General features: G+C 60.6%; 10 protein-coding genes and 1 pseudogene. 6 read left to right on the top strand and 5 right to left on the bottom strand.

Annotated elements, in window-relative coordinates; translation table 11 throughout:
• Nucleotides 1-330 precede the first annotated feature (330 nt).
• From aceE to msrA, 5 genes and pseudogenes are all read left to right on the top strand, one after another.
• The gene (gene aceE, locus AABM54_RS02625; RefSeq protein ID WP_347903549.1) at nt 331-2,976 is read left to right on the top strand and encodes a pyruvate dehydrogenase (acetyl-transferring), homodimeric type; all 2,646 of its coding nucleotides are present in this window, start codon (nt 331-333) and stop codon (nt 2,974-2,976) included.
• Nucleotides 2,977-2,987: 11 nt separating this feature from the next.
• Nucleotides 2,988-4,607: a dihydrolipoyllysine-residue acetyltransferase gene (gene aceF / locus AABM54_RS02620; RefSeq protein WP_347903547.1), complete on the top strand. Its 1,620-nt coding sequence runs from the start codon at nt 2,988-2,990 to the stop codon at nt 4,605-4,607.
• A gap of 303 nt (nt 4,608-4,910) precedes the next feature.
• Nucleotides 4,911-6,305: an alkaline phosphatase D family protein gene (locus tag AABM54_RS02615; protein WP_347903546.1), complete on the top strand. Its 1,395-nt coding sequence runs from the start codon at nt 4,911-4,913 to the stop codon at nt 6,303-6,305.
• Between the two features lie 214 nt (nt 6,306-6,519).
• Nucleotides 6,520-9,214: pseudogene (locus AABM54_RS02610) on the top strand (EAL domain-containing protein).
• Between the two features lie 196 nt (nt 9,215-9,410).
• Nucleotides 9,411-10,058, top strand: coding sequence for a peptide-methionine (S)-S-oxide reductase MsrA (gene msrA / locus AABM54_RS02605; RefSeq protein WP_347903545.1), 648 nt, complete (start codon nt 9,411-9,413; stop codon nt 10,056-10,058).
• A gap of 114 nt (nt 10,059-10,172) precedes the next feature.
• Here msrA and AABM54_RS02600 read toward each other — a convergent pair whose 3' ends face one another.
• The 5 genes from AABM54_RS02600 to putP all read right to left on the bottom strand — a co-directional run bounded on the left by AABM54_RS02600 (nt 10,173) and on the right by putP (nt 16,069).
• Nucleotides 10,173-11,009: a 23S rRNA (adenine(2030)-N(6))-methyltransferase RlmJ gene (locus tag AABM54_RS02600; RefSeq protein WP_347903544.1), complete on the bottom strand. Its 837-nt coding sequence runs from the start codon at nt 11,007-11,009 to the stop codon at nt 10,173-10,175.
• Nucleotides 11,010-11,125: 116 nt separating this feature from the next.
• Entirely contained in the window at nt 11,126-11,431 is a 306-nt protein-coding gene (locus tag AABM54_RS02595) for a hypothetical protein (protein WP_347903543.1), read from the bottom strand.
• Between the two features lie 118 nt (nt 11,432-11,549).
• Complete coding sequence (locus AABM54_RS02590) at nt 11,550-12,284, bottom strand: DUF4123 domain-containing protein (RefSeq protein WP_347903542.1); 735 nt, start codon at nt 12,282-12,284, stop codon at nt 11,550-11,552.
• Nucleotides 12,277-14,295 (bottom strand): type VI secretion system tip protein VgrG, encoded by a 2,019-nt coding sequence (locus tag AABM54_RS02585; protein ID WP_347903540.1) that lies wholly within the window; start codon nt 14,293-14,295, stop codon nt 12,277-12,279. The genes AABM54_RS02590 and AABM54_RS02585 overlap by 8 nt, the downstream gene beginning before the upstream one ends.
• 289 nt (nt 14,296-14,584) lie before the next feature.
• Nucleotides 14,585-16,069 (bottom strand): sodium/proline symporter PutP, encoded by a 1,485-nt coding sequence (putP, locus tag AABM54_RS02580; protein ID WP_347903538.1) that lies wholly within the window; start codon nt 16,067-16,069, stop codon nt 14,585-14,587.
• A gap of 463 nt (nt 16,070-16,532) precedes the next feature.
• On the opposite strand from putP, the gene putA reads away from it, so the two are divergent.
• Nucleotides 16,533-20,486, top strand: a complete 3,954-nt coding sequence (putA, locus tag AABM54_RS02575; protein WP_347903537.1) for a trifunctional transcriptional regulator/proline dehydrogenase/L-glutamate gamma-semialdehyde dehydrogenase — start codon at nt 16,533-16,535, stop codon at nt 20,484-20,486.
• Nucleotides 20,487-20,617 lie beyond the last annotated feature (131 nt).

Raw genomic sequence — 20,617 nt, 5'->3', positions numbered from 1 at the left:
GCACTACGCGATGGACTGTCGAACAAAAGTTAGAAATAGCTGAAAAAAGAATTTTCTTGGCAGCCAGCATCAAGCTTTCACCTTTCTTTGTTGGCAAAAGACCAACCTTAACGATTATTCTCACAACGCAGCAGGAGGCCACAAGCCGTTCTTCTGTAGTTTTACTACTCGTATATACATTCGAAAGGCTGAAATGGCCGACGATTTGTAGTAAAACTACACGCCGCCGAATCAACCTTCGGCAATCCAAGAATTTATATCGTCTGCCCACAAGGCCAGTCGCAAACTCAGGCAACCGATTCTGGTAGCCTTTCCGCCCTGGAGCAAGCCATGCAAGACCTCGATCCCGTCGAAACCCAGGAATGGCTGGACGCCCTGGAATCGGTTCTCGACAAAGAAGGCGAAGACCGTGCTCACTATCTGATGACCCGTATGGGCGAACTCGCGACCCGCAGCGGCTCGCAACTGCCCTACGCCATCACTACGCCGTACCGCAACACGATTCCCGTTACCCACGAAGCACGCATGCCTGGCGACCTGTTCATGGAACGCCGCATTCGCTCGCTGGTACGCTGGAACGCGATGGCCATGGTTATGCGCACGAACTTGAAAGATTCTGACCTGGGCGGTCACATCTCCAGCTTCGCTTCCAGCGCAACCCTGTATGACATCGGCTTCAACTACTTCTTCCAGGCCCCGACCAATGAACACGGCGGCGACCTGATCTACTTCCAGGGTCACACCTCGCCAGGCGTTTACGCCCGTGCGTTCATGGAAGGCCGCATCACCGAAGACCAGATGAACAACTTCCGCCAGGAAGTCGACGGCCAGGGCTTGTCGTCCTATCCGCACCCATGGCTGATGCCTGACTTCTGGCAGTTCCCGACTGTATCCATGGGTCTGGGCCCGATCCAGGCGATCTACCAGGCACGCTTCATGAAGTACCTGGAAGCCCGTGGCTTCATCCCTGAAGGCAAGCAAAAAGTCTGGTGCTTCCTGGGCGACGGCGAGTGCGACGAGCCGGAATCCCTGGGCGCGATCTCCCTGGCAGGCCGCGAGAAGCTGGACAACCTGATCTTCGTCATCAACTGCAACCTGCAGCGCCTCGACGGCCCGGTTCGCGGCAACGGCAAGATCATCCAGGAACTCGAAGGCGTGTTCCGCGGTGCTCAGTGGAACGTGACCAAAGTCATCTGGGGCCGTTTCTGGGACCCACTGCTGGCCAAGGACGTCGACGGTATCCTGCAACGCCGCATGGACGAAGTCATCGACGGCGAGTACCAGAACTACAAAGCCAAAGACGGCGCGTTCGTGCGTGAACACTTCTTCAACTCGCCAGAACTCAAGGCGATGGTTGCCGATCTGTCCGACGACGAGATCTGGAAACTCAACCGTGGCGGCCACGACCCGTACAAGGTCTACGCGGCGTACCACGAAGCGGTCAACCACAAAGAACAACCAACCGTCATCCTGGCCAAGACCATCAAAGGTTATGGCACCGGTGCCGGCGAAGCGAAAAACACCGCGCACAACACCAAGAAAGTCGATGTCGACAGCTTGAAGTTGTTCCGTGATCGCTTCGACATTCCAGTCAAAGACGACGAACTGGAAAACCTGCCGTTCTTCAAGCCGGAACCGAACAGCGCCGAAGCCCGCTACCTCAGCGAGCGCCGCACTGCACTGGGCGGTTTCGTGCCACAGCGTCGCGCGCAGAGCTTCAGCGTTCCGACACCGTCGCTGGACACCCTGAAGGCCATTCTCGATGGCTCGGGCGACCGTGAGATTTCCACCACCATGGCGTTCGTGCGGATCCTCGCGCAACTGGTCAAGGACAAGGAAATCGGTCCGCGTATCGTCCCGATCATCCCGGACGAAGCCCGTACCTTCGGTATGGAAGGCATGTTCCGCCAGTTGGGCATCTACTCCTCCGTCGGCCAGCTCTACGAGCCAGTCGATAAAGACCAGGTGATGTTCTACCGCGAAGACAAGAAGGGCCAGATCCTCGAAGAAGGCATCAACGAAGCGGGCGCCATGAGCTCCTTCATCGCTGCCGGTACTTCGTACTCCAGCCACAACCAGCCAATGCTGCCGTTCTACATCTTCTACTCGATGTTCGGCTTCCAGCGTATCGGCGACCTGGCCTGGGCTGCCGGCGACAGCCGTACCCGCGGCTTCCTGATCGGCGGCACCGCCGGCCGGACTACGCTGAACGGCGAAGGCCTGCAACACGAAGACGGTCACAGCCACATCCTGGCTGCCACCATCCCGAACTGCCGCACCTTTGATCCAACCTACGGCTACGAGCTGGCGGTGATCATCCAGGACGGCATGAAGAAGATGACCGAAGAGCAGCAGGACGTTTTCTACTACATCACCGTGATGAACGAGTCCTACCAGCAGCCAGCCATGCCGGCCGGTGTAGAGGAAGGCATCATCAAGGGCATGTACCTGCTCGAAGAAGACAACCGCGAAGCGGCGCACCACGTTCAACTGATGGGCTCCGGCACCATCCTGCGTGAAGTCCGTGAAGCGGCGAAGATTCTGCGTGAAGAGTTCAACGTCGGCGCTGACGTGTGGAGCGTTACCAGCTTCAACGAACTGCGTCGCGACGGCCTGGCCGTCGAGCGCACCAACCGTCTGCACCCGGGCCAGAAGCCTAAGCTGAGCTATGTTGAAGAGTGCCTGAACGGCCGTAAAGGTCCGGTCATTGCTTCTACCGACTACATGAAGCTGTTCGCCGAGCAGATCCGTCAGTGGGTTCCGTCCAAGGAATTCAAAGTGCTGGGCACCGACGGTTTCGGCCGTAGCGACAGCCGCAAGAAACTGCGTCATTTCTTCGAAGTCGACCGTCATTTCGTGGTGTTGGCAGCCCTGGAAGCACTGGCTGACCGTGGTGACATCGAACCCAAGGTTGTGGCTGAAGCCATCGCCAAGTTCGGTATCAACCCGGAAAAACGCAACCCACTGGACTGCTGAGGAGACACTCTGTGAGCGAACTCATTCGCGTACCTGACATCGGCAGCGGTGAAGGTGAAGTAATTGAACTGATGGTCAAGGTCGGTGATCGCATCGAAGCTGACCAGAGCCTGCTGACTCTTGAGTCGGACAAGGCGAGCATGGAGATCCCGGCCCCCAAGGCCGGCGTCATCAAGAGCCTGAAAGTGAAGCTGGGCGACCGCCTGAAAGAAGGCGACGAGTTGATGGAGCTGGAAGTCGAGGGCGCCGCTGCGGCACCTGCGGCTCCGGCCGCCGCTCCTGCGCAGGCGGCAGCACCCGTTGCTGCGCCAGCCCCGGCTGCTGCTCCGGCGCCAGCCGCTGCGCCTGCTGCGGCCACTATTCAGGACATTCACGTCCCGGACATCGGCTCGTCGGGCAAGGCCAAGATCATCGAAGTGCTGGTCAAGGTCGGCGACACCGTCGAGGCTGATCAATCGCTGATCACCCTGGAGTCCGACAAGGCGAGCATGGAAATCCCTTCGCCGGCTGCCGGCGTCGTGGAAAGCATCGCAGTCAAACTCGAAGACGAAGTCGGTACTGGCGATTTCATCCTCAAGCTGAAAGTGGCCGGTGCTGTGGCACCTGCTGCTCCGGTTGCCGCACCTGCCCCAGCGCAAGCCGCTGCCGCCGCGCCAGCGCCTGCTGCAAAAGCCGAGGCCGTGCAGGCCCCGGCGGCTGCGCCAGCGCCAAGCGGTGCCAAGGTTCACGCAGGCCCGGCGGTTCGTCAGCTGGCTCGCGAGTTCGGCGTCGAGCTGAACGCCGTCAGCCCAAGCGGCCCACACGGTCGCGTGCTGAAAGAAGACGTGCAGGTTTACGTCAAGGCCATGATGCAGAAGGCCAAGGAAGCTCCGGCCGCAGGCGCAACCGGCGGTGCCGGTATTCCTCCGATCCCGGTCGTGGACTTCAGCCGCTTCGGTGAAACCGAAGAAGTGCCGATGACCCGCCTGATGCAGGCTGGCGCAACCAACCTGCACCGCAGCTGGCTGAACGTGCCTCACGTCACGCAATTCGACTCGGCGGATATCACCGAGCTGGAAGCATTCCGTGTCGCTCAGAAAGCCGTGGCCGAGAAGGCTGGCGTCAAGCTGACCGTGCTGCCACTGCTGCTCAAGTCCTGCGCGCACCTGCTCAAGGAACTGCCGGACTTCAACAGTTCGCTGGCGCCAAGCGGCAAAGCGATCATCCGCAAGAAGTACGTGAACATCGGCTTCGCCGTCGACACCCCGGATGGCCTGCTCGTACCGGTCATCAAGAACGTCGACCAGAAGAGCCTGCTGCAACTGGCTGCCGAAGCCGCTTCCCTGGCTGAGAAAGCCCGGACCAAGAAGCTCTCGGCGGACGACATGCAAGGCGCCTGCTTCACGATCTCCAGCCTCGGCCACATTGGCGGCACCGGCTTCACGCCGATCGTCAACGCGCCGGAAGTGGCGATCCTCGGCGTGTCCAAGGCAACCATCCAGCCCGTCTGGGACGGCAAAGCCTTCCAGCCGAAGCTGATGCTGCCACTGTCGCTGTCCTACGATCACCGCGTGATCAATGGCGCCGCTGCTGCACGCTTCACCAAGCGTCTGAGCGACCTGTTGGGCGACATCCGCACCATCCTGTTGTAAGACCGGGCGGCCCTCCCTCACCGGAGGGCCACTCGCGCTCACTGTTTTCCGAGCGCCACGCTCGTACCTCAACCCCGTCAATTTGGCGGGGCTTTTTTTGCCCGATTTTTGCCAAAGCTCAACGCCCCCTACACCCATCTACAACAAAGACTACTTGCCGGGCTTATACGCCTTACAGGCAAAGTCCACTTACCCCTCAATATTTATGAAGCACCGGGCCCTAGCATGAGCGGCACCCGGCAGACGCTATCGGCTGCCGGACCACTATTAATTCATGCCGCACCACTTCGAATGGATTCGAATATGTTAAAGCCGACTGTCGGCCCGATTCTTGGCCACACGACGTCCCGTCACGCCCGCATCTTTCTGCGTGGCGGGCCAGATAAACATTCGCCGGTCTTTGCCGGCATCCGCTATCGCCGTACGGGCGACAGCACTTGGTCAACCGGCCGGTTCGCGGCCTTGCACCCCTCACGGGACATGACGGCGGTGATCGTACTCGACGGACTTGCCGCCGATACCCGTTATGACTATCAGGCAGGCTGGTTCACCACCATGAGCCCGGTGCATACCGTCGAAACCGTGCGAGAGCTGCCATTGCAGTGGCCCAGGGAGACTTACCACCTGCACACCGCCTCAGGAAAAAACAGCACGCCAAGCCGCTACATCGTCGGCTCATGCCGCTATTTACGCATGACCCTGGGCGTACCTTCGGCACCCGCAAAGGGTGACCGGATCTTCGCCGCCATCCAGGACCTGGTCGCAAAAGCTTCGCCCCCCTTCAACGCCCTGTTGATGACCGGCGACCAGGTCTACGTGGACGACTTGAACATCATCGCCCCCGACCGGAGCTATCAGGACATCCTCCATAAGTACCGGACGGCCTTTTCCCAGCCGCATATCCAGGAACTAATGTCGCAACTACCGACGTATATGATCCTGGACGATCACGAGATAGAGGATAACTGGCCAGCTAACGAAAGTGCCTCCGACAAACACTTGTTCACTCACGCCATGAAGGCCTACGAGTTATACCAAGCCAGTCATGGACCTGGCCCTGTACTGCAAACTAACGGGCAACTAACGAACACACTTGAACGTTATTGGTATCCGTTTGGCGAGGGCGATATCCAGTGGTTTGTCACCGACAGCCGCACCCGGCGCAACCTCTCGGCCGACGACCGGCGCATTCTCGACGTCGCACAGGAACAGGCCCTGCTCACATGGCTGATCCACAGCCCGGCACGGGTCAAATTCGTGGTCACCAGCGTCATGTTCTACCCCGACCGCAAAACCCATGGCGACGACGCCTGGAAAGCCTTCCCCGAGCAGCGACTGCGCCTGCTGGAAACCATCCGTAGCCATCGGATCAAGAACGTCATCTTCGTTTCAGGTGACGTCCATGGCTCCCTGACCAGCCGCCTGACTCACAGCGAAGACCCCGGGTTCGAAGTGCACACCATCGTGTCCTCGCCGCTCTGTAACAGCGCCCTGCTGCCCTACGCCAAAGCGTCCACGTTTATACTCGACCAGCCGCTGGCCCGCGTCGCCACCGGCGAGTACCGCCATGTACTGACCAGCCCGGTGATCAGCGAAGACAATTTCGCCCAGCTGGAAATTGATGCAGATCAGCTCAACGTCACCTTCCACAACCGGGACGGCAAGGCGCTGCAAACAGTGGCCATCACCCTTCGTTGACCCGAGCCACCCGCAGGACGGCAGGCCAGAGACCTGCGCCAACTTTAGTTTCGGTCGCCGGGTGCAGAAATCACCCGGCCGGCCGACACATTCTTATAGCACTTGGCCTTCATCTCACTTGTCAGTGAGTGCCGCATGATGCAACCTTGCCGCAGGCAACAGTAAAGAGGGCGCGAGCCCGGCGCGATCAGCATTTTCGAAGCGAGTTTCCCCCATGAAAAGCCAACCTGATGCCACCAGCCGTATGGTGGCCGAGGTAGTGACGCAGTTGCCGGTGCCCTCGCGGCTCGGCATGCTGCGTTTCGAACGGCTGAATGAAGCAAGCTGGGCGCTGCTGTTTCTCGACCCCAATTGCGAACGCCAGTTCGGCTTGCCCGCTGTCGAACTCTGCGCACTGGTCGGCTCGCCTTACGCCAGCCTGATGGAACCCGAAGCACGCTACCAGTTGCACGACGCGATCCAGCAGCAACTGACGCTTTCCCCGCACTACCTGATCCGCTACACCCTGCACACCGCCCAAGGTCCATTGAGCCTGCTTGAACTGGGCGAAGCCTACAAACAACACAATCGCCACCTGCTGCGCGGCTACCTGCTGGTGGTCGAAGGGCCTGTTCAGCGATGACCCCTTGCTGCCCGCGCTGGACCTGGAAACCCAGAACTCGCGCCTGCAAATCGCGCTGGAGCTGAACCAGCGCGCCCAGCAGGAGCAACTCCAGCATCTGGAACGTGTGCGCGCCCAGCAGGACCTGATCCTGCTGCTTGCCCGCCAGCGCTACAGCACCGGCAACTCCTTGCAGGAAGCCGCTGAACTGATCACCCGCAGCGCCTGCGACATCTACGAAATCGACTGCGCCAGCCTGTGGAACCTCGAAGGCCAGCAACTGGTACCGATCTCGGCGTACCACCGCGCCTCCCAGGAATATCGCTTGCCGCCGGTGATCGACGCCAGCAGCTTCCCGGACTACCTGGAAGCGCTGCACACCAGCCGGGCCATCGACGCCCACAACGCGATGCGCGACCCGCGCACCCGCGACATGGCCGAGAGCCTGCGCCCGCGTGACGTCAATGCCATGCTCGACGCCAGCATTCGTGTCGACGGCCAGGTGGTCGGCGTGCTGTGCCTGGAGCAGACCGGCGCGACCCGCGCCTGGCAGTCGGACGAAATCGCCTTCGCCGGCGAGTTGGCCGACCAGTTTGCGCAAGTCATCAACAACCACAACCGCCGCACCGCCACCAGCGCCCTGCACTTGTTCCAGCGGGCGGTCGAGCAAAGCGCCAACGCCTTTTTGCTGGTCAACTGCGACGGCGTGGTCGAGTACGTCAACCCCAGCTTCACCGCGATCACCCAGTACAGCACCGAAGAAGTCCATGGCCATCGGCTGTCGGAACTGCCGGCACTGGAAAACCTCAGCGAGCTGTTGTTCGACGCGCCCTCAAGCCTGGCCAAGAGCAACAGCTGGCAGGGCGAATTCAAGAGTCGGCGCAAGAATCTGGAACCCTATTGGGGCCAACTGTCGATCTCCAAGGTCTATGGCGACAACCGCGAACTGACGCACTACATCGGTATCTACGAAGACATCACCCAGACCAAGCTCGCCCAACAGCGCATCGAGCGCCTGGCCTACACCGACAACCTGACCAACCTGGGCAACCGTCCGGCGTTCATCCGCAACCTCGACGAGCGCTTCGCCCGCGACAGCGATACGCCGATCAGCCTGCTGCTGGTGGACATCGACAACTTCAAGCGGATCAACGACAGCCTCGGCCACCAGACCGGCGACAAGCTGCTGATCAGCCTCGCCCGACGCCTGCGCAACAGCCTGAGCCCGAGCGGCAGCCTGGCGCGTTTTGCCAGTAACGAATTCGCCGTGCTGCTGGACAACACCGACCTTGAGGCCGGCCAACTGATCGCCAGCCAGTTGCTGATGACCCTCGACAAACCGATGTTCGTCGACAACCAGTTGATCAGCGTGACCGGCTCCGTGGGCCTGGCCTGTGCGCCGCTGCATGGCCGCGATCCGCAGACGCTGATGCGCAACGCCGGGCTCGCGCTGCACAAGGCCAAGGCTAACGGCAAGCATCAGGTCCAGGTGTTCACCGAGGCGCTGAACGCCGAGGCCAGCTACAAACTGTTCGTCGAGAACAACCTGCGCCGCGCCCTGACCCAAAACGAGCTGGATGTCTTCTACCAACCCAAGCTCTGCCTGCGCAGCGGTCGCCTGCTGGGCATGGAAGCCTTGCTGCGCTGGAACCATCCGGAAAAGGGCATGATCCGCCCGGACCAGTTCATCAGCGTCGCCGAAGAAACCGGCCTGATCATCCCCATCGGTAAATGGATCGCCCGCCAGGCCTGCCGCATGAGCAAGCAACTGACCGCGGCCGGGCTGGGTAACTTGCAGGTGGCGATCAACCTGTCGCCCAAGCAGTTTTCCGACCCGGACCTGGTGGCGTCGATCGCCAGCATCCTCAAGGAAGAACAGCTGCCCGCGCATTTGCTGGAGCTGGAACTGACCGAAGGCCTGCTGCTGGAAGCCACCGAAGACACGCACTTGCAGCTCGATCAGCTCAAGCGCCTGGGCCTGACCCTGGCCATGGACGACTTCGGCACCGGGTATTCGTCGCTCAGCTACCTGAAGAAATTCCCGATCGATATCATCAAGATCGATCGCAGCTTCATCCACGAAATCCCGGACAACCAGGACGACATGGAAATCACCTCGGCGGTGATCGCCATGGCCCACAACCTCAAGCTCAAAGTGGTCGCCGAAGGCATCGAGACCTCAGAGCAGTTGGCGTTCTTGCGCCGACACCGTTGCGACGTCGGCCAGGGCTACCTGTTCGACCGGCCGATCCCGGGTTCAGAGCTGATCGAGAAGCTCAAGCGCTACCCGCGCGGTCCAATCGCCTGACAGCACTTCAGTCAATACGCAAAACCCTGTGGGAGCGGGCTTGCTCGCGAATGCGGTGTGTCAGCAGGCATTGATGTTAACTGTCACAACGCCTTCGCGAGCAAGCCCGCTCCCACATGGGTAGTGCGTAACCGGATAGCATTGGGCAAACTGTGTGTCTGACAATTTACATTCAACCTGACTGAGGGGACTGATCATGGTCTTGCGCTCGGAAATTCTGGTGAACAAAAACGTGCTCCCAACCAAAGAACAAGCTCTGCCTGGCCGCGAAACCCCAATGACCGTGCCCGAAAAACACTTCGTCCACGACGCCCCGCTGCTGGGTCCGTTCGTCACCGACGTGGATTTCGCGATCTTCGGCCTGGGCTGCTTCTGGGGCGCGGAACGCAAATTCTGGCAGCGCGAAGGCGTGGTCAGTACGGCGGTGGGTTATGCCGGTGGCTTTACGCCGAACCCGACGTATGAAGAAGTCTGCTCTGGCCTGACCGGCCACACCGAAGTGGTACTGGTGGTCTACGAGCCGGCAAACGTCAGCTACGACGCGCTACTGAAGATGTTCTGGGAACTGCACAACCCGACCCAGGGCATGCGCCAGGGCAACGACATCGGCACCCAGTACCGCTCGGTGATCTACGCCACCACCCCAGCCCAACTGGAAGCCGCCAAGGCCAGCGAACACGTGTTCCAGGCTGAGTTGACCAAGGCTGGCAAAGGCACCATCACCACCGAAATCGAAGAAGCCCCGACTTTCTTCTTCGCCGAGGCCTATCACCAGCAGTACCTGGCCAAAAACCCTGAAGGGTATTGCGGGATTGGCGGCACAGGGGTGACTTGCCCGATCTGATGGAAAACTGATGATCTTGAGGGCTCTGTCTGACTTGAGATCACCCCTCACGGTAAAGGATGTACCGTTCTCTACAGTGAGGGGTTGTCCTGACGGATGCTGCAAAGCCAGAACTTACTCCGCAATCAACCAATCCATCTGCCACCCGCCCTGGGTCTGGCCGAGTTTTTTCGACAGCCACGGCAACAACTCGCGCAATTCTTCCTCCAGCCCCCACGGCGGATTGGCAATCGCCAGCCCGGAGCCGTTCAGACTGTTCGGCGTGTCCAGCGGATGCACCAGCAACTCCACGCGCAACAGCTTCGGCGCGCCGGTCCCGGCCAGGTCCTGGTAGAAGCGGCGCAACATGCGCTGATCCTTCACCGGGTACCAGATGGCCGCCACGGTCTGGCGCATCCGGCCAATCGCCTCTTTGAGCGAGGCCGCGCAGCGCTGCATCTCATCGAGCTTCTCGAACGGCGGGTCGATCAGCATCAGCCCACGCTTCTCCGGCACCGGCAACAGCGCACGCGGCACATGCCAGCCCTCGCCCAGGTGCACTTTGACCCGGCGATCGCCCTTCATGTTGTCCTTGAGCAGCAACCCGTCTTCAGGGTGCTTTTCGTTGAGCAGCACCCGATCCTGCGGACGCGTCAGGCGTCTCGCCAACTCGGGGGAGCCTGGGTAGTAACGCAACTGGCCATCCGGGTTCATCTCATGCAGCACTTGCATGTAGTCGGCCGTCAGCACCGGCAGATCCGGCTCACCCCACAAACGCGCGATCCCTTCCAGGTACTCGCCGGTCCGGCTGGCCTGGTCGCCCTGCAAGTCATACAGACCAATGCCGGCGTGGGTGTCGAGATAGGCGAACGGCTGCTCCTTGCGCGACATCAAGGCGATGAGGCGGGTCAAGGTCAGGTGTTTGAACACGTCGGCGTGATTGCCGGCGTGGAAGGCGTGACGATAATTCATGGCTGCTCCTGCGAAGGAGGCGAAGTTTACCTTGTACAGCGCTGAACGTCAGGACCGCCTGTAGGCACGGCTTTTGTACCCTCTGATCCAGGCGCGTGACGCCTTGCACAGGCCACTTACCCGGCTGAGGGTTCTGGCTGCCAAAACTGCAACGTCTGCATGTAGCGCTCCAGATCGTCCATGTCGTCATCGCCCAAGGTGCTGTCGAAGTGCTGACTGATCAACCGGCGGACCTTTGCAAGGCGCTGGGTCACCGCGAAGTCGTCGATGAAGTCCGTGGTTGCCTTACGATAATCCTCCTGGGATTTGTCCATGTAAAACGTGCCCATCTTCCTTAGCGAAATCAGAATGAACTCAATCTCGGCCAGCGCTTCCATGGCGTCTACACCGGCCATTTCTATTGTCTTGTTTGAATCAAGCATTCCATTCATTCCCGAGCCCTTTCGAGAGCGACCACTTTGAGTTCGCGGGCCACCACGATCAGTACCACCCGCCAAAGCGCCAAAAATTACGCGAATCTTCTACCCCTGTCTCATCCCGTCAGCGCCGCTGAGACATCAGGCAGTGAACCAACGCTTCCGGCGTCGCCCCGGCAGGACCACACCGTGCGACAAAAGCCTTCACCTTGCAATGCAGTACTGCTGGGGAATATGCCTGATCGACGTCCGGGCGCGCTTCGCCCAACCACTTCAGCAGATTGGCGATTCGGGTGTCCGCTGCCTGTGGCGCCAGCGTCTCAAGCAATGCCGTCGGGACATTCCACCAGGGGAAAACCTGAACGGGCTCCACGCCACGACCACCCACCTCCAGCGCCTGGCCATTGATCAGGCAACGCTCGACCACCGGCAGCAGTTCAGCGCGCTCCACCTGTGCCAAGCGCAAGATCGGCAGCACATGACGTCCGTCCCAAAAGCGAAAAAATACCGCCGCCCCCTCGGGCAACAGCACCTGAGTCAGGCTGCGCAAATGCTCGACCATACGCTCCAGGCTACTCGACGAAACCGCCAGCCAACCCCAATCCTGACGGTCGCATCGGCCCACCCATTCAAGGAAATCGCTGCCCGCCTCTACGATGCCGACGTAAGGCATCACCGGCTCCCATTCAGCATAGGCGGTGCCGGCCCAGATCGGGCTCGGCGCCTGGGTGCCGCTCGCACAACGCCAGGCCTGCAAAGGCTCAGCGTCACTGGTGTTGCTGAAGATCGCGAGCAGCTGTTGCGATGGCTGCAACGGCTGGCGCTCAAGCCAGTCCCGAGGTGAAATTCGCTCAGACATGGCAGACTCCCGCCTTGCAGCGCTCGCACTCTTCACAGAACGGCGCATTGCTTTTCAGGCTCACAATCTGTGCCGCACTGAGGGCGGCCGGCAGCGCTGCGACGAGCTTCTCGACCATGCCCGGCATGTGGGGAGTGGCCGCCAAAGCAGGTGCAGGCGCACCGCCCTGCACAATCGGCACACTGCTGAAGATCCCGGCGGCACTGATGTTGATCCAGTGCCCGCCGGCCTGGATTGTCGCGCTGGCGCCGCCGTCGATCACCACCTGCCGACCGGCACTGACATGCACCTGCGCAAGCGCATTCAACGTCTGATTGGTCACCCGGATGTGCTGGTTACCACCGACCTGCACGTGATCGTCCTGTTTGAGTTCGGTCAGGCGATTGCCGTGGGTGATGCGCTGCTCATCGACCTTGAATTCATGACGACTGATGCCGCCAACCACCACCCGACGCTGGTTGTCGACTTGCACCCGCTGATCGTGCAACACGTGCTGCGTCCAGTCGCGCTGGGCTCGCAGGTAGATCTCCTCGGCGCCCTTGCGGTCTTCGATGCGCAGTTCGTTGTAACCACCGCCACCAGGGCTGCTCTGACTGCGAAAAATGCTCCGGGTGTGGTCGGCCGGCAAATCCAGCGCCACCGGATTCGCAGCGTTGGGCAGGCAACCCATGATCACCGGTTTATCGGGGTCTGCATCGACAAACCCCACCAGCACCTCCATGCCGACCCGTGGAATCAGCGTGCTGCCATACCGCTCGTGCGCCCAACCGCTGGCCACCCGCAGCCAACAACTGGAATGCTCGTTGAGCTGACCGTCGCGGTCCCAGGCCAGTTGGACCTTGACCCGCCCGTACTCGTCGCAATGGATTTCGCTGTGTTGGGGGCCGGTGACCACGGCGGTTTGATAGCCCGACATTCGCGGTTTGGCGGCCTCCAGTGGTGGACGAAACGGCACGTCCCACGGTGTCGCCAAAAAGCGGTTGCGGTAACCCTGAAACGACTGCGCCCCCTCGCCCGCCCCCGTCTCTTCCAGAACCTGAGGTTGACGGCCATGGTGCTCAACCTCGGTGAGCAGCCACAAATCGTTCCACTCGGCACGCGGGTGCTCGGCAATGCTCAGATGATGCCCGCTGACCAGCACCGGCTGATCACTGTGCCCCCGGGCCTGACGGTAGTCCGCGCGATGCCGCTCCAGTTCACGCTGGACCCGATGTTTACCGTGCTCGCGGTCAGAGAATTGTCCGGGGTAGTTGTAGTCTTCCAACGCTGGCCACTGTGGGCCAGCCGTCGCACTTTCCAGTAGCAGGCGCGGTTTCTGAAAGTCGTAATCACGCCGGGTGACGCTTGTGGTGCGGCTTTCCAGGCGCACGCTGAAGCGGTTGATCACGGGCTCGCTGGCAACCATCCCGGTACCCGGCGAATAACGAGTGGGCGCGCTCAACAGGGAAAACACCGTTTGATCATCACCAAATACCAGGCAGTGACCCTCAGGGCTGTGCCGGAAGTGATAGTGAATGCCAACCTCGGTACAGAGCCTCTGAATAAAGGCCAGGTCGCTTTCGGCAAATTGCACACAGTATTCACGCTCCGGGTAGTCGTTACCCAGTTCGAACGCGACCCCGCCCCCCAGAATTCCGTGTTCCTTGAGTAACAGCGCAACAATCGCCGGGACACTCTTGTGCTGGAAAATACGCTGGTTCAAGCGCTGCCCGAGATAGGCCAGATGCGGCACCAGGCTGACCTGATAGCGCGTCAGACGCTTACCGGAATCACCTTGGGCAACGCGATAAACCTGACCATGGATGCCGGAACCCTGAGCATCAAAGCTGAGAAACGCCTGGCGGTGAAGGAGGTTCTCGAGGTCGAGGTCCGGCCGTTCGCTGACCAGTTCCAGATCGAAACGGTAAGGCTGGCTGATGGCTTCCTTGCCCGTGAATTCAAGGACCTTGAGCCCATCCTGGACGCCGTCGAGGGTCAACGTGAAACGCGGTTGATTGGCAGGGGCAGACATCCGATGTCTCTGTGCAGAATGAGGGCGAGCGATTCTGCATGAGCAGCAAGGAGCATTGAGCAGGGGACAGGAAAATCAGATTCGCCCTACTTTTTTAGAGATTTCCCCTTCAAGAATCAGGACATCCAGCTACAGATATTCCCCTCAAAACCAGTGCGCCACATTGGAGGACGCGATGGCGGTAGTGAGCGCACTGATTCCTTAACCGCAAACGAAAAAACGGCCCGCCTCCACAAGGAGACGGGCCGTTTTCATGTCGGCGAAAGGTCAGAGCCTCAGCTCATCCCGATCACTTGTTCAGGCGGAAATCTTTCTCGGCCGCTTCGAAACGCATGAGCATGTCTTTGCTCGGAGCGCCCATCTTGCTGACCAGCAGAATGGCCACGCTGGCGAAGATGAAGCCTGGGATGATTTCGTACAGACCCAGCAGGTTGTAGTGTTTCCAGACGATCACCGTCAGTGCGCCAACCACGATACCGGCCAGGGCGCCGTTACGGGTCATGCCTTTCCACAATACCGAGATCAGCACCACAGGACCGAACGCAGCGCCGAAACCGGCCCAGGCGTAGCTGACCAGACCCAGTACGCGGTTTTCCGGGTTAGCGGCCAACAGGATGGCAACCAGTGCAACCGCCAGCACCATGGCACGACCGACCCATACCAGCTCAAGCTGGGAAGCGTTCTTGCGCAGGAAAGCTTTGTAGAAGTCTTCGGTCAGGGCGCTCGAGCACACCAGCAACTGGCAGCTCAGGGTACTCATCACAGCGGCCAGAATGGCCGACAGCAGCACACCCGCGATCCATGGGTTGAACAGGATTTTGGCCAGTTCGATGAACACACGTTCGTGGTTTTCACTGACCGGCATCGCAACGGCAGGGTTCGCCGAGAAGTAAGCGATACCGAAGAAGCCTACAGCGACAGTACCGCCCAGGCACAGGATCATCCAGGTCATGGAGATGCGACGGGCGTTGGCAATCGACTTGACCGAATCCGCCGCCATGAAGCGCGCCAGGATGTGCGGTTGGCCGAAGTAGCCCAGGCCCCAGCCCATCAGCGAAATGATGCCGATGAACGTGGTGTTTTTCAGCATGTCGAAGTTGCTTGGATCTTGCGCTTCGATGGCCAGGAACGTGGTGTCGATGCCACCGGTGGCCAGCAGCACGATGATCGGCGTCAGCAACAGGGCGAAGATCATCAGCGTGGCTTGCACGGTGTCAGTCCAGCTCACCGCCAGGAAACCACCGACGAAGGTGTAGGCAATCGTCGCAGCAGCACCGGCCCACAGCGCAGTCTCGTAGGACATGCCGAAGGTGCTTTCAAACAGACGGGCACCGGCCACGATGCCGGAGGCGCAATAGATGGTGAAGAACACCAGAATCACGATGGCGGAGATGATCCGCAGCAGGCCGCTTTTGTCTTCGAAACGGCTGGAGAAATAATCCGGCAGCGTCAATGCATCGCCGTTGTGTTCGGTCTGTACTCGCAGGCGACCGGCTACGAACAGCCAGTTCAGGTAGGCACCGATGATCAGGCCGATGGCGATCCAGCTTTCCGACAGACCCGACATATAGATGGCGCCCGGCAGGCCCATCAACAACCAGCCACTCATGTCCGAGGCACCGGCGGAAAGCGCAGTCACGACGCTGCCCAGGCTACGGCCGCCCAGAATGTAGTCAGAAAGGTTGTTGGTGGAGCGATAGGCCATGAAGCCGATCATTACCATTGCTGCGATGTAGATCACGAACGTGATCAAGGTTGGATTGCTTGCACTCATTGAGTTACGCCCTGGCTTTGTTTTTATGTAGCAGCGGTCTTTTGAACCGCCGCCAAACGCTTGCGTTTGAAAGACGATCTGATAATCCGCGCATTTATGACTGATGTTTCCCCAGGAAAGCCATCAGCCGATGAACCGCCGGTTTTGGGTCGGTTGCACCTTGGGCGCGAATGCTATTCAACAAAGTAAATAAGGTGCAACCTGTTTCTTGCGAATAAGTTGCACCTAGTCGGATATTTCTTTTTTACCCCCGTTTTTGCTCCATTTGGGAGCAAGAACTCACCTGAACCCAAGTAAAAAGCACCAAGCAGGAGCGGTACTTTCGTACCAGAATTTAATTCCTGACGAGCTGCCTGTTATTCCGAGAAAAAAAGGGTTGCACCCGGTTGCACCTCTTTCGGCTCGCGGCTAATCTTGCCGCCAGCTGATGCCACCCCATCGTGGCAAACATGAGGATAAAAATATGGCTACCACCACCCTTGGGGTCAAACTCGACGACCCGACCCGCGAGCGCCTCAAAGCCGCCGCGACCTCGATTGATCGCACGCCGCACTGGCTGATCAAGCAGGCGATTTTCAATTACCTGGAAAAACTCGAGGGTGGTGCAACCCTGTCCGAGCTGAACGGTTTGACCACCAAGGATGCCGATGACGGCTCCGACGTACAGGTCGACCACGCTCACCAATGCTTCCTCGAATTCGCCGAAAGCATCCTCCCGCAATCGGTACTGCGCGCAGCGATCACCGCCGCCTACCGTCGCCCAGAGCCGGAAGTCGTGCCGATGCTGCTGGAGCAGGCCCGCCTGCCCGCCGCGATGGCCGAAGCCACCCACAAGCTGGCGTCCTCGATTGCCGAGAAACTGCGCAATCAGAAGAGCGCCGGCGGCCGTGCAGGCATTGTACAGGGCCTGTTGCAGGAATTTTCCCTATCGTCCCAGGAAGGCGTGGCACTGATGTGCCTGGCCGAAGCGCTGCTGCGTATCCCGGACAAGGGCACCCGCGATGCACTGATCCGCGACAAGATCAGCACCGGTAACTGGCAGCCGCACCTGGGCAACAGCCCGTCGCTGTTCGTCAACGCCGCGACCTGGGGCCTGTTGCTGACCGGCAAACTGGTCGCCACCCACAACGAAGCAGGCCTGACTTCGTCCCTGAGCCGCATCATCGGCAAAAGCGGCGAGCCGATGATCCGCAAGGGCGTCGACATGGCCATGCGCCTGATGGGCGAGCAGTTCGTCACCGGCGAAACCATCGCCGAAGCCTTGGCCAACGCCAGCAAGTTCGAAGCCAAGGGCTTCCGCTATTCCTACGACATGCTCGGCGAAGCCGCACTGACCGAACATGACGCCCAGAAATACCTCGCGTCCTACGAGCAAGCCATCCACTCGATCGGCAAGGCCTCTCACGGTCGTGGCATTTATGAAGGCCCGGGCATCTCGATCAAGCTCTCGGCCCTGCACCCGCGTTACAGCCGCGCCCAGTACGAGCGTGTGATGGACGAGCTGTACCCGCGCCTGCTGTCGCTGACCTTGCTGGCCAAGCAATACGATATCGGCCTGAACATCGACGCCGAAGAAGCCGACCGCCTCGAGCTGTCGCTGGACCTGCTGGAACGCCTGTGCTTCGAACCGCAACTGACCGGCTGGAACGGCATCGGTTTCGTGATCCAGGCTTACCAGAAACGTTGCCCGTATGTGATCGACTACGTGATCGACCTGGCTCGCCGCAGCCGCCATCGCCTGATGATCCGCCTGGTGAAAGGCGCGTACTGGGACAGCGAAATCAAGCGCGCCCAGGTCGAAGGCCTGGAAGGCTACCCGGTCTACACCCGCAAGGTGTACACCGACGTTTCCTACATTGCCTGCGCACGCAAACTGCTGTCGGTGCCGGAAGTCATCTACCCGCAGTTCGCCACGCATAACGCCCACACCTTGTCGGCCATTTACCATATCGCCGGTCAGAACTACTACCCGGGCCAGTACGAGTTCCAGTGCCTGCACGGCATGGGCGAACCGCTGTACGAACAGGTTGTAGGCAAGGTTTCCGAAGGCAAGTTGAACCGTCCGTGCCGCGTGTACGCACCGGTCGGCACTCACGAAACACTGCTGGCGTACCTGGTACGTCGCCTGTTGGAAAACGGCGCGAACACCTCGTTCGTCAACCGCATCGCCGACCAGTCGATTTCGATTCAGGAACTGGTAGCCGATCCGGTAGCCAGCATCGAGCAGATGGCCACGCTGGAAGGCGGCTTCGGCTTGCCGCACCCGCGCATTCCACTGCCGCGTGATTTGTACGGTGCCGAGCGCGCCAACTCCAGCGGCATCGACATGGCCAACGAACACCGTCTGGCGTCGCTGTCCTGCGCCTTGCTGGCCACCGCGCACAACCACTGGAAAGCTGCGCCGATGCTCGGTTGCGCGTCCAGCACTGAAACGCCGGCACCGGTACTCAACCCGTCTGACCTGCGTGATGTGGTCGGTCATGTGCAAGAAGCCACCGTCGAAGACGTCGACAACGCCATCCAGTGCGCCCTGAACGCCGCCCCGATCTGGCAGGCCACTCCGCCCGCCGAACGCGCCGCGATCCTGGAACGTGCCGCCGACCTGATGGAAGCCGAAATCCAGCCGCTGATGGGCCTGTTGGCTCGCGAAGCCGGCAAGACCTTCGCCAACGCCATCGCCGAAGTGCGTGAAGCCGTGGACTTCCTGCGTTACTACGCAGTGCAGGCCCGCAACGATTTCACCAACGACGCCCATCGCCCGCTGGGTCCGGTGGTGTGCATCAGCCCGTGGAACTTCCCGCTGGCGATCTTCAGCGGTCAAGTCGCTGCCGCACTGGCCGCCGGTAACCCGGTACTGGCCAAACCAGCCGAACAAACCCCGCTGGTCGCTGCACAAGCCGTGCGCCTGCTGCTCGAAGCCGGGATTCCGGAAGGCGTGCTGCAACTGCTGCCGGGCCGTGGCGAAACCGTCGGTGCCCGCCTGGTCGGCGACGACCGGGTCAAAGGCGTGATGTTCACCGGCTCCACCGAAGTCGCACGTTTGCTGCAACGCAACGTCGCCGGGCGTCTGGATGCCCAGGGCCGTCCGATCCCGCTGATCGCCGAAACCGGTGGCCAGAACGCGATGATCGTCGACTCCTCGGCGCTGACCGAACAAGTGGTCATCGACGTGGTGTCCTCGGCGTTCGACAGTGCTGGCCAGCGTTGCTCGGCGCTGCGGGTGCTGTGCTTGCAGGAAGATTCGGCCGACCGTGTCATCGAAATGCTCAAGGGTGCCATGGCCGAATGCCGTCTCGGCAACCCGGAGCGCCTGTCCGTGGACATCGGCCCGGTGATCGACGCCGAAGCCAAGGCCGGCATCGAGAAACACATTCAGGGCATGCGTGAAAAAGGTCGCAACGTCTATCAGGTGGCCATCGCCGACCTGGAAGAATGCAAGCGCGGCACGTTCGTCATGCCGACCCTGATCGAGCTGGAAAGCTTCGACGAGCTGCAACGGGAGATCTTCGGTCCGGTGCTGCACGTGGTTCGCTACAAGCGCAAAGACATCGACCAACTGATTGCGCAGATCAATGCATCCGGTTACGGCCTGACGCTGGGCGTACACACCCGCATCGACGAAACCATCGCCAAGGTGATCGACAACGTCAACGCCGGTAACGTCTACGTCAACCGCAACATCGTGGGGGCCGTGGTCGGCGTGCAGCCGTTTGGTGGCGAAGGCCTGTCGGGCACTGGCCCGAAAGCCGGTGGTCCGCTGTACCTGTACCGCTTGCTGTCGACACGTCCGAGCGATGCGATCGAACAATCCTTCGCTCGCGGTGACGCCGTGACGGCACCGGACGTTCGACTGCGTGACGCCATGCGCAAACCGCTGACCGCCCTGCAAACCTGGGCCGACAGCAACAAGCTGACTGACCTGAGCGCCCTGTGCGTGCAGTTCGCGGCGCAATCGCAAAGCGGTATCACCCGCACGCTGAGCGGCCCGACCGGCGAGCGCAACAGCTACGCCATCCTGCCGCGCGAGCACGTGCTGTGCCTGGCGGAAGTCGAAGCTGACCTGCTGACTCAACTGGCAGCGGTATTGGCCGTCGGCGGTTCGGCGGTGTGGCCGGAAGGTGAGCTGGGCAAGGCACTGTTGGCTCGCCTGCCGAAAGACGTACAGGCGCGGATCACTCTGGTGGCCGACTGGCACAAGGACGAGGTGATCTTCGATGCGGTTCTGCATCACGGGCACTCCGACCAGTTGCGTGCGGTCTGCCAGCAAGTGGCCAAGCGTGCCGGCGCCATCGTCGGGGTTCACGGTCTGTCGCAAGGCGAAACCGGCATCGCGCTGGAACGCCTGGTGATCGAGCGCGCACTGAGCGTCAACACGGCGGCTGCGGGCGGTAACGCCAGCCTGATGACCATCGGCTAAATCGCAATGAAGCCAGGCGTCCGCAATGGGCGCTTGGAACGCAAAACCTTGTGGGAGCGAGCTTGCTCGCGATAGCGGTCTGTCAGTCACATCCTTTTTGAATGTGCCGCCGCCATCGCGAGCAAGCTCGC

This window comes from Pseudomonas purpurea, assembly GCF_039908635.1.
Classification (GTDB): Bacteria; Pseudomonadota; Gammaproteobacteria; order Pseudomonadales; family Pseudomonadaceae; genus Aquipseudomonas; species Aquipseudomonas purpurea.
This window is presented reverse-complemented; position numbering and strand designations above follow the sequence as displayed.

What these genes read in the sequence shown, in the direction of transcription:
- AABM54_RS02615 (WP_347903546.1), top strand. Translation starts at nt 4,911, where the DNA reads ATGTTAAAGCCGACTGTCGGCCCGATTCTTGGCCACACGACGTCCCGT.
- aceE (WP_347903549.1), top strand. Translation starts at nt 331, where the DNA reads ATGCAAGACCTCGATCCCGTCGAAACCCAGGAATGGCTGGACGCCCTG.
- AABM54_RS02600 (WP_347903544.1), bottom strand. Translation starts at nt 11,009, where the DNA reads ATGAATTATCGTCACGCCTTCCACGCCGGCAATCACGCCGACGTGTTC.
- putP (WP_347903538.1), bottom strand. Translation starts at nt 16,069, where the DNA reads ATGAGTGCAAGCAATCCAACCTTGATCACGTTCGTGATCTACATCGCA.
- putA (WP_347903537.1), top strand. Translation starts at nt 16,533, where the DNA reads ATGGCTACCACCACCCTTGGGGTCAAACTCGACGACCCGACCCGCGAG.
- msrA (WP_347903545.1), top strand. Translation starts at nt 9,411, where the DNA reads ATGGTCTTGCGCTCGGAAATTCTGGTGAACAAAAACGTGCTCCCAACC.
- AABM54_RS02595 (WP_347903543.1), bottom strand. Translation starts at nt 11,431, where the DNA reads ATGCTTGATTCAAACAAGACAATAGAAATGGCCGGTGTAGACGCCATG.
- AABM54_RS02590 (WP_347903542.1), bottom strand. Translation starts at nt 12,284, where the DNA reads ATGTCTGAGCGAATTTCACCTCGGGACTGGCTTGAGCGCCAGCCGTTG.
- AABM54_RS02585 (WP_347903540.1), bottom strand. Translation starts at nt 14,295, where the DNA reads ATGTCTGCCCCTGCCAATCAACCGCGTTTCACGTTGACCCTCGACGGC.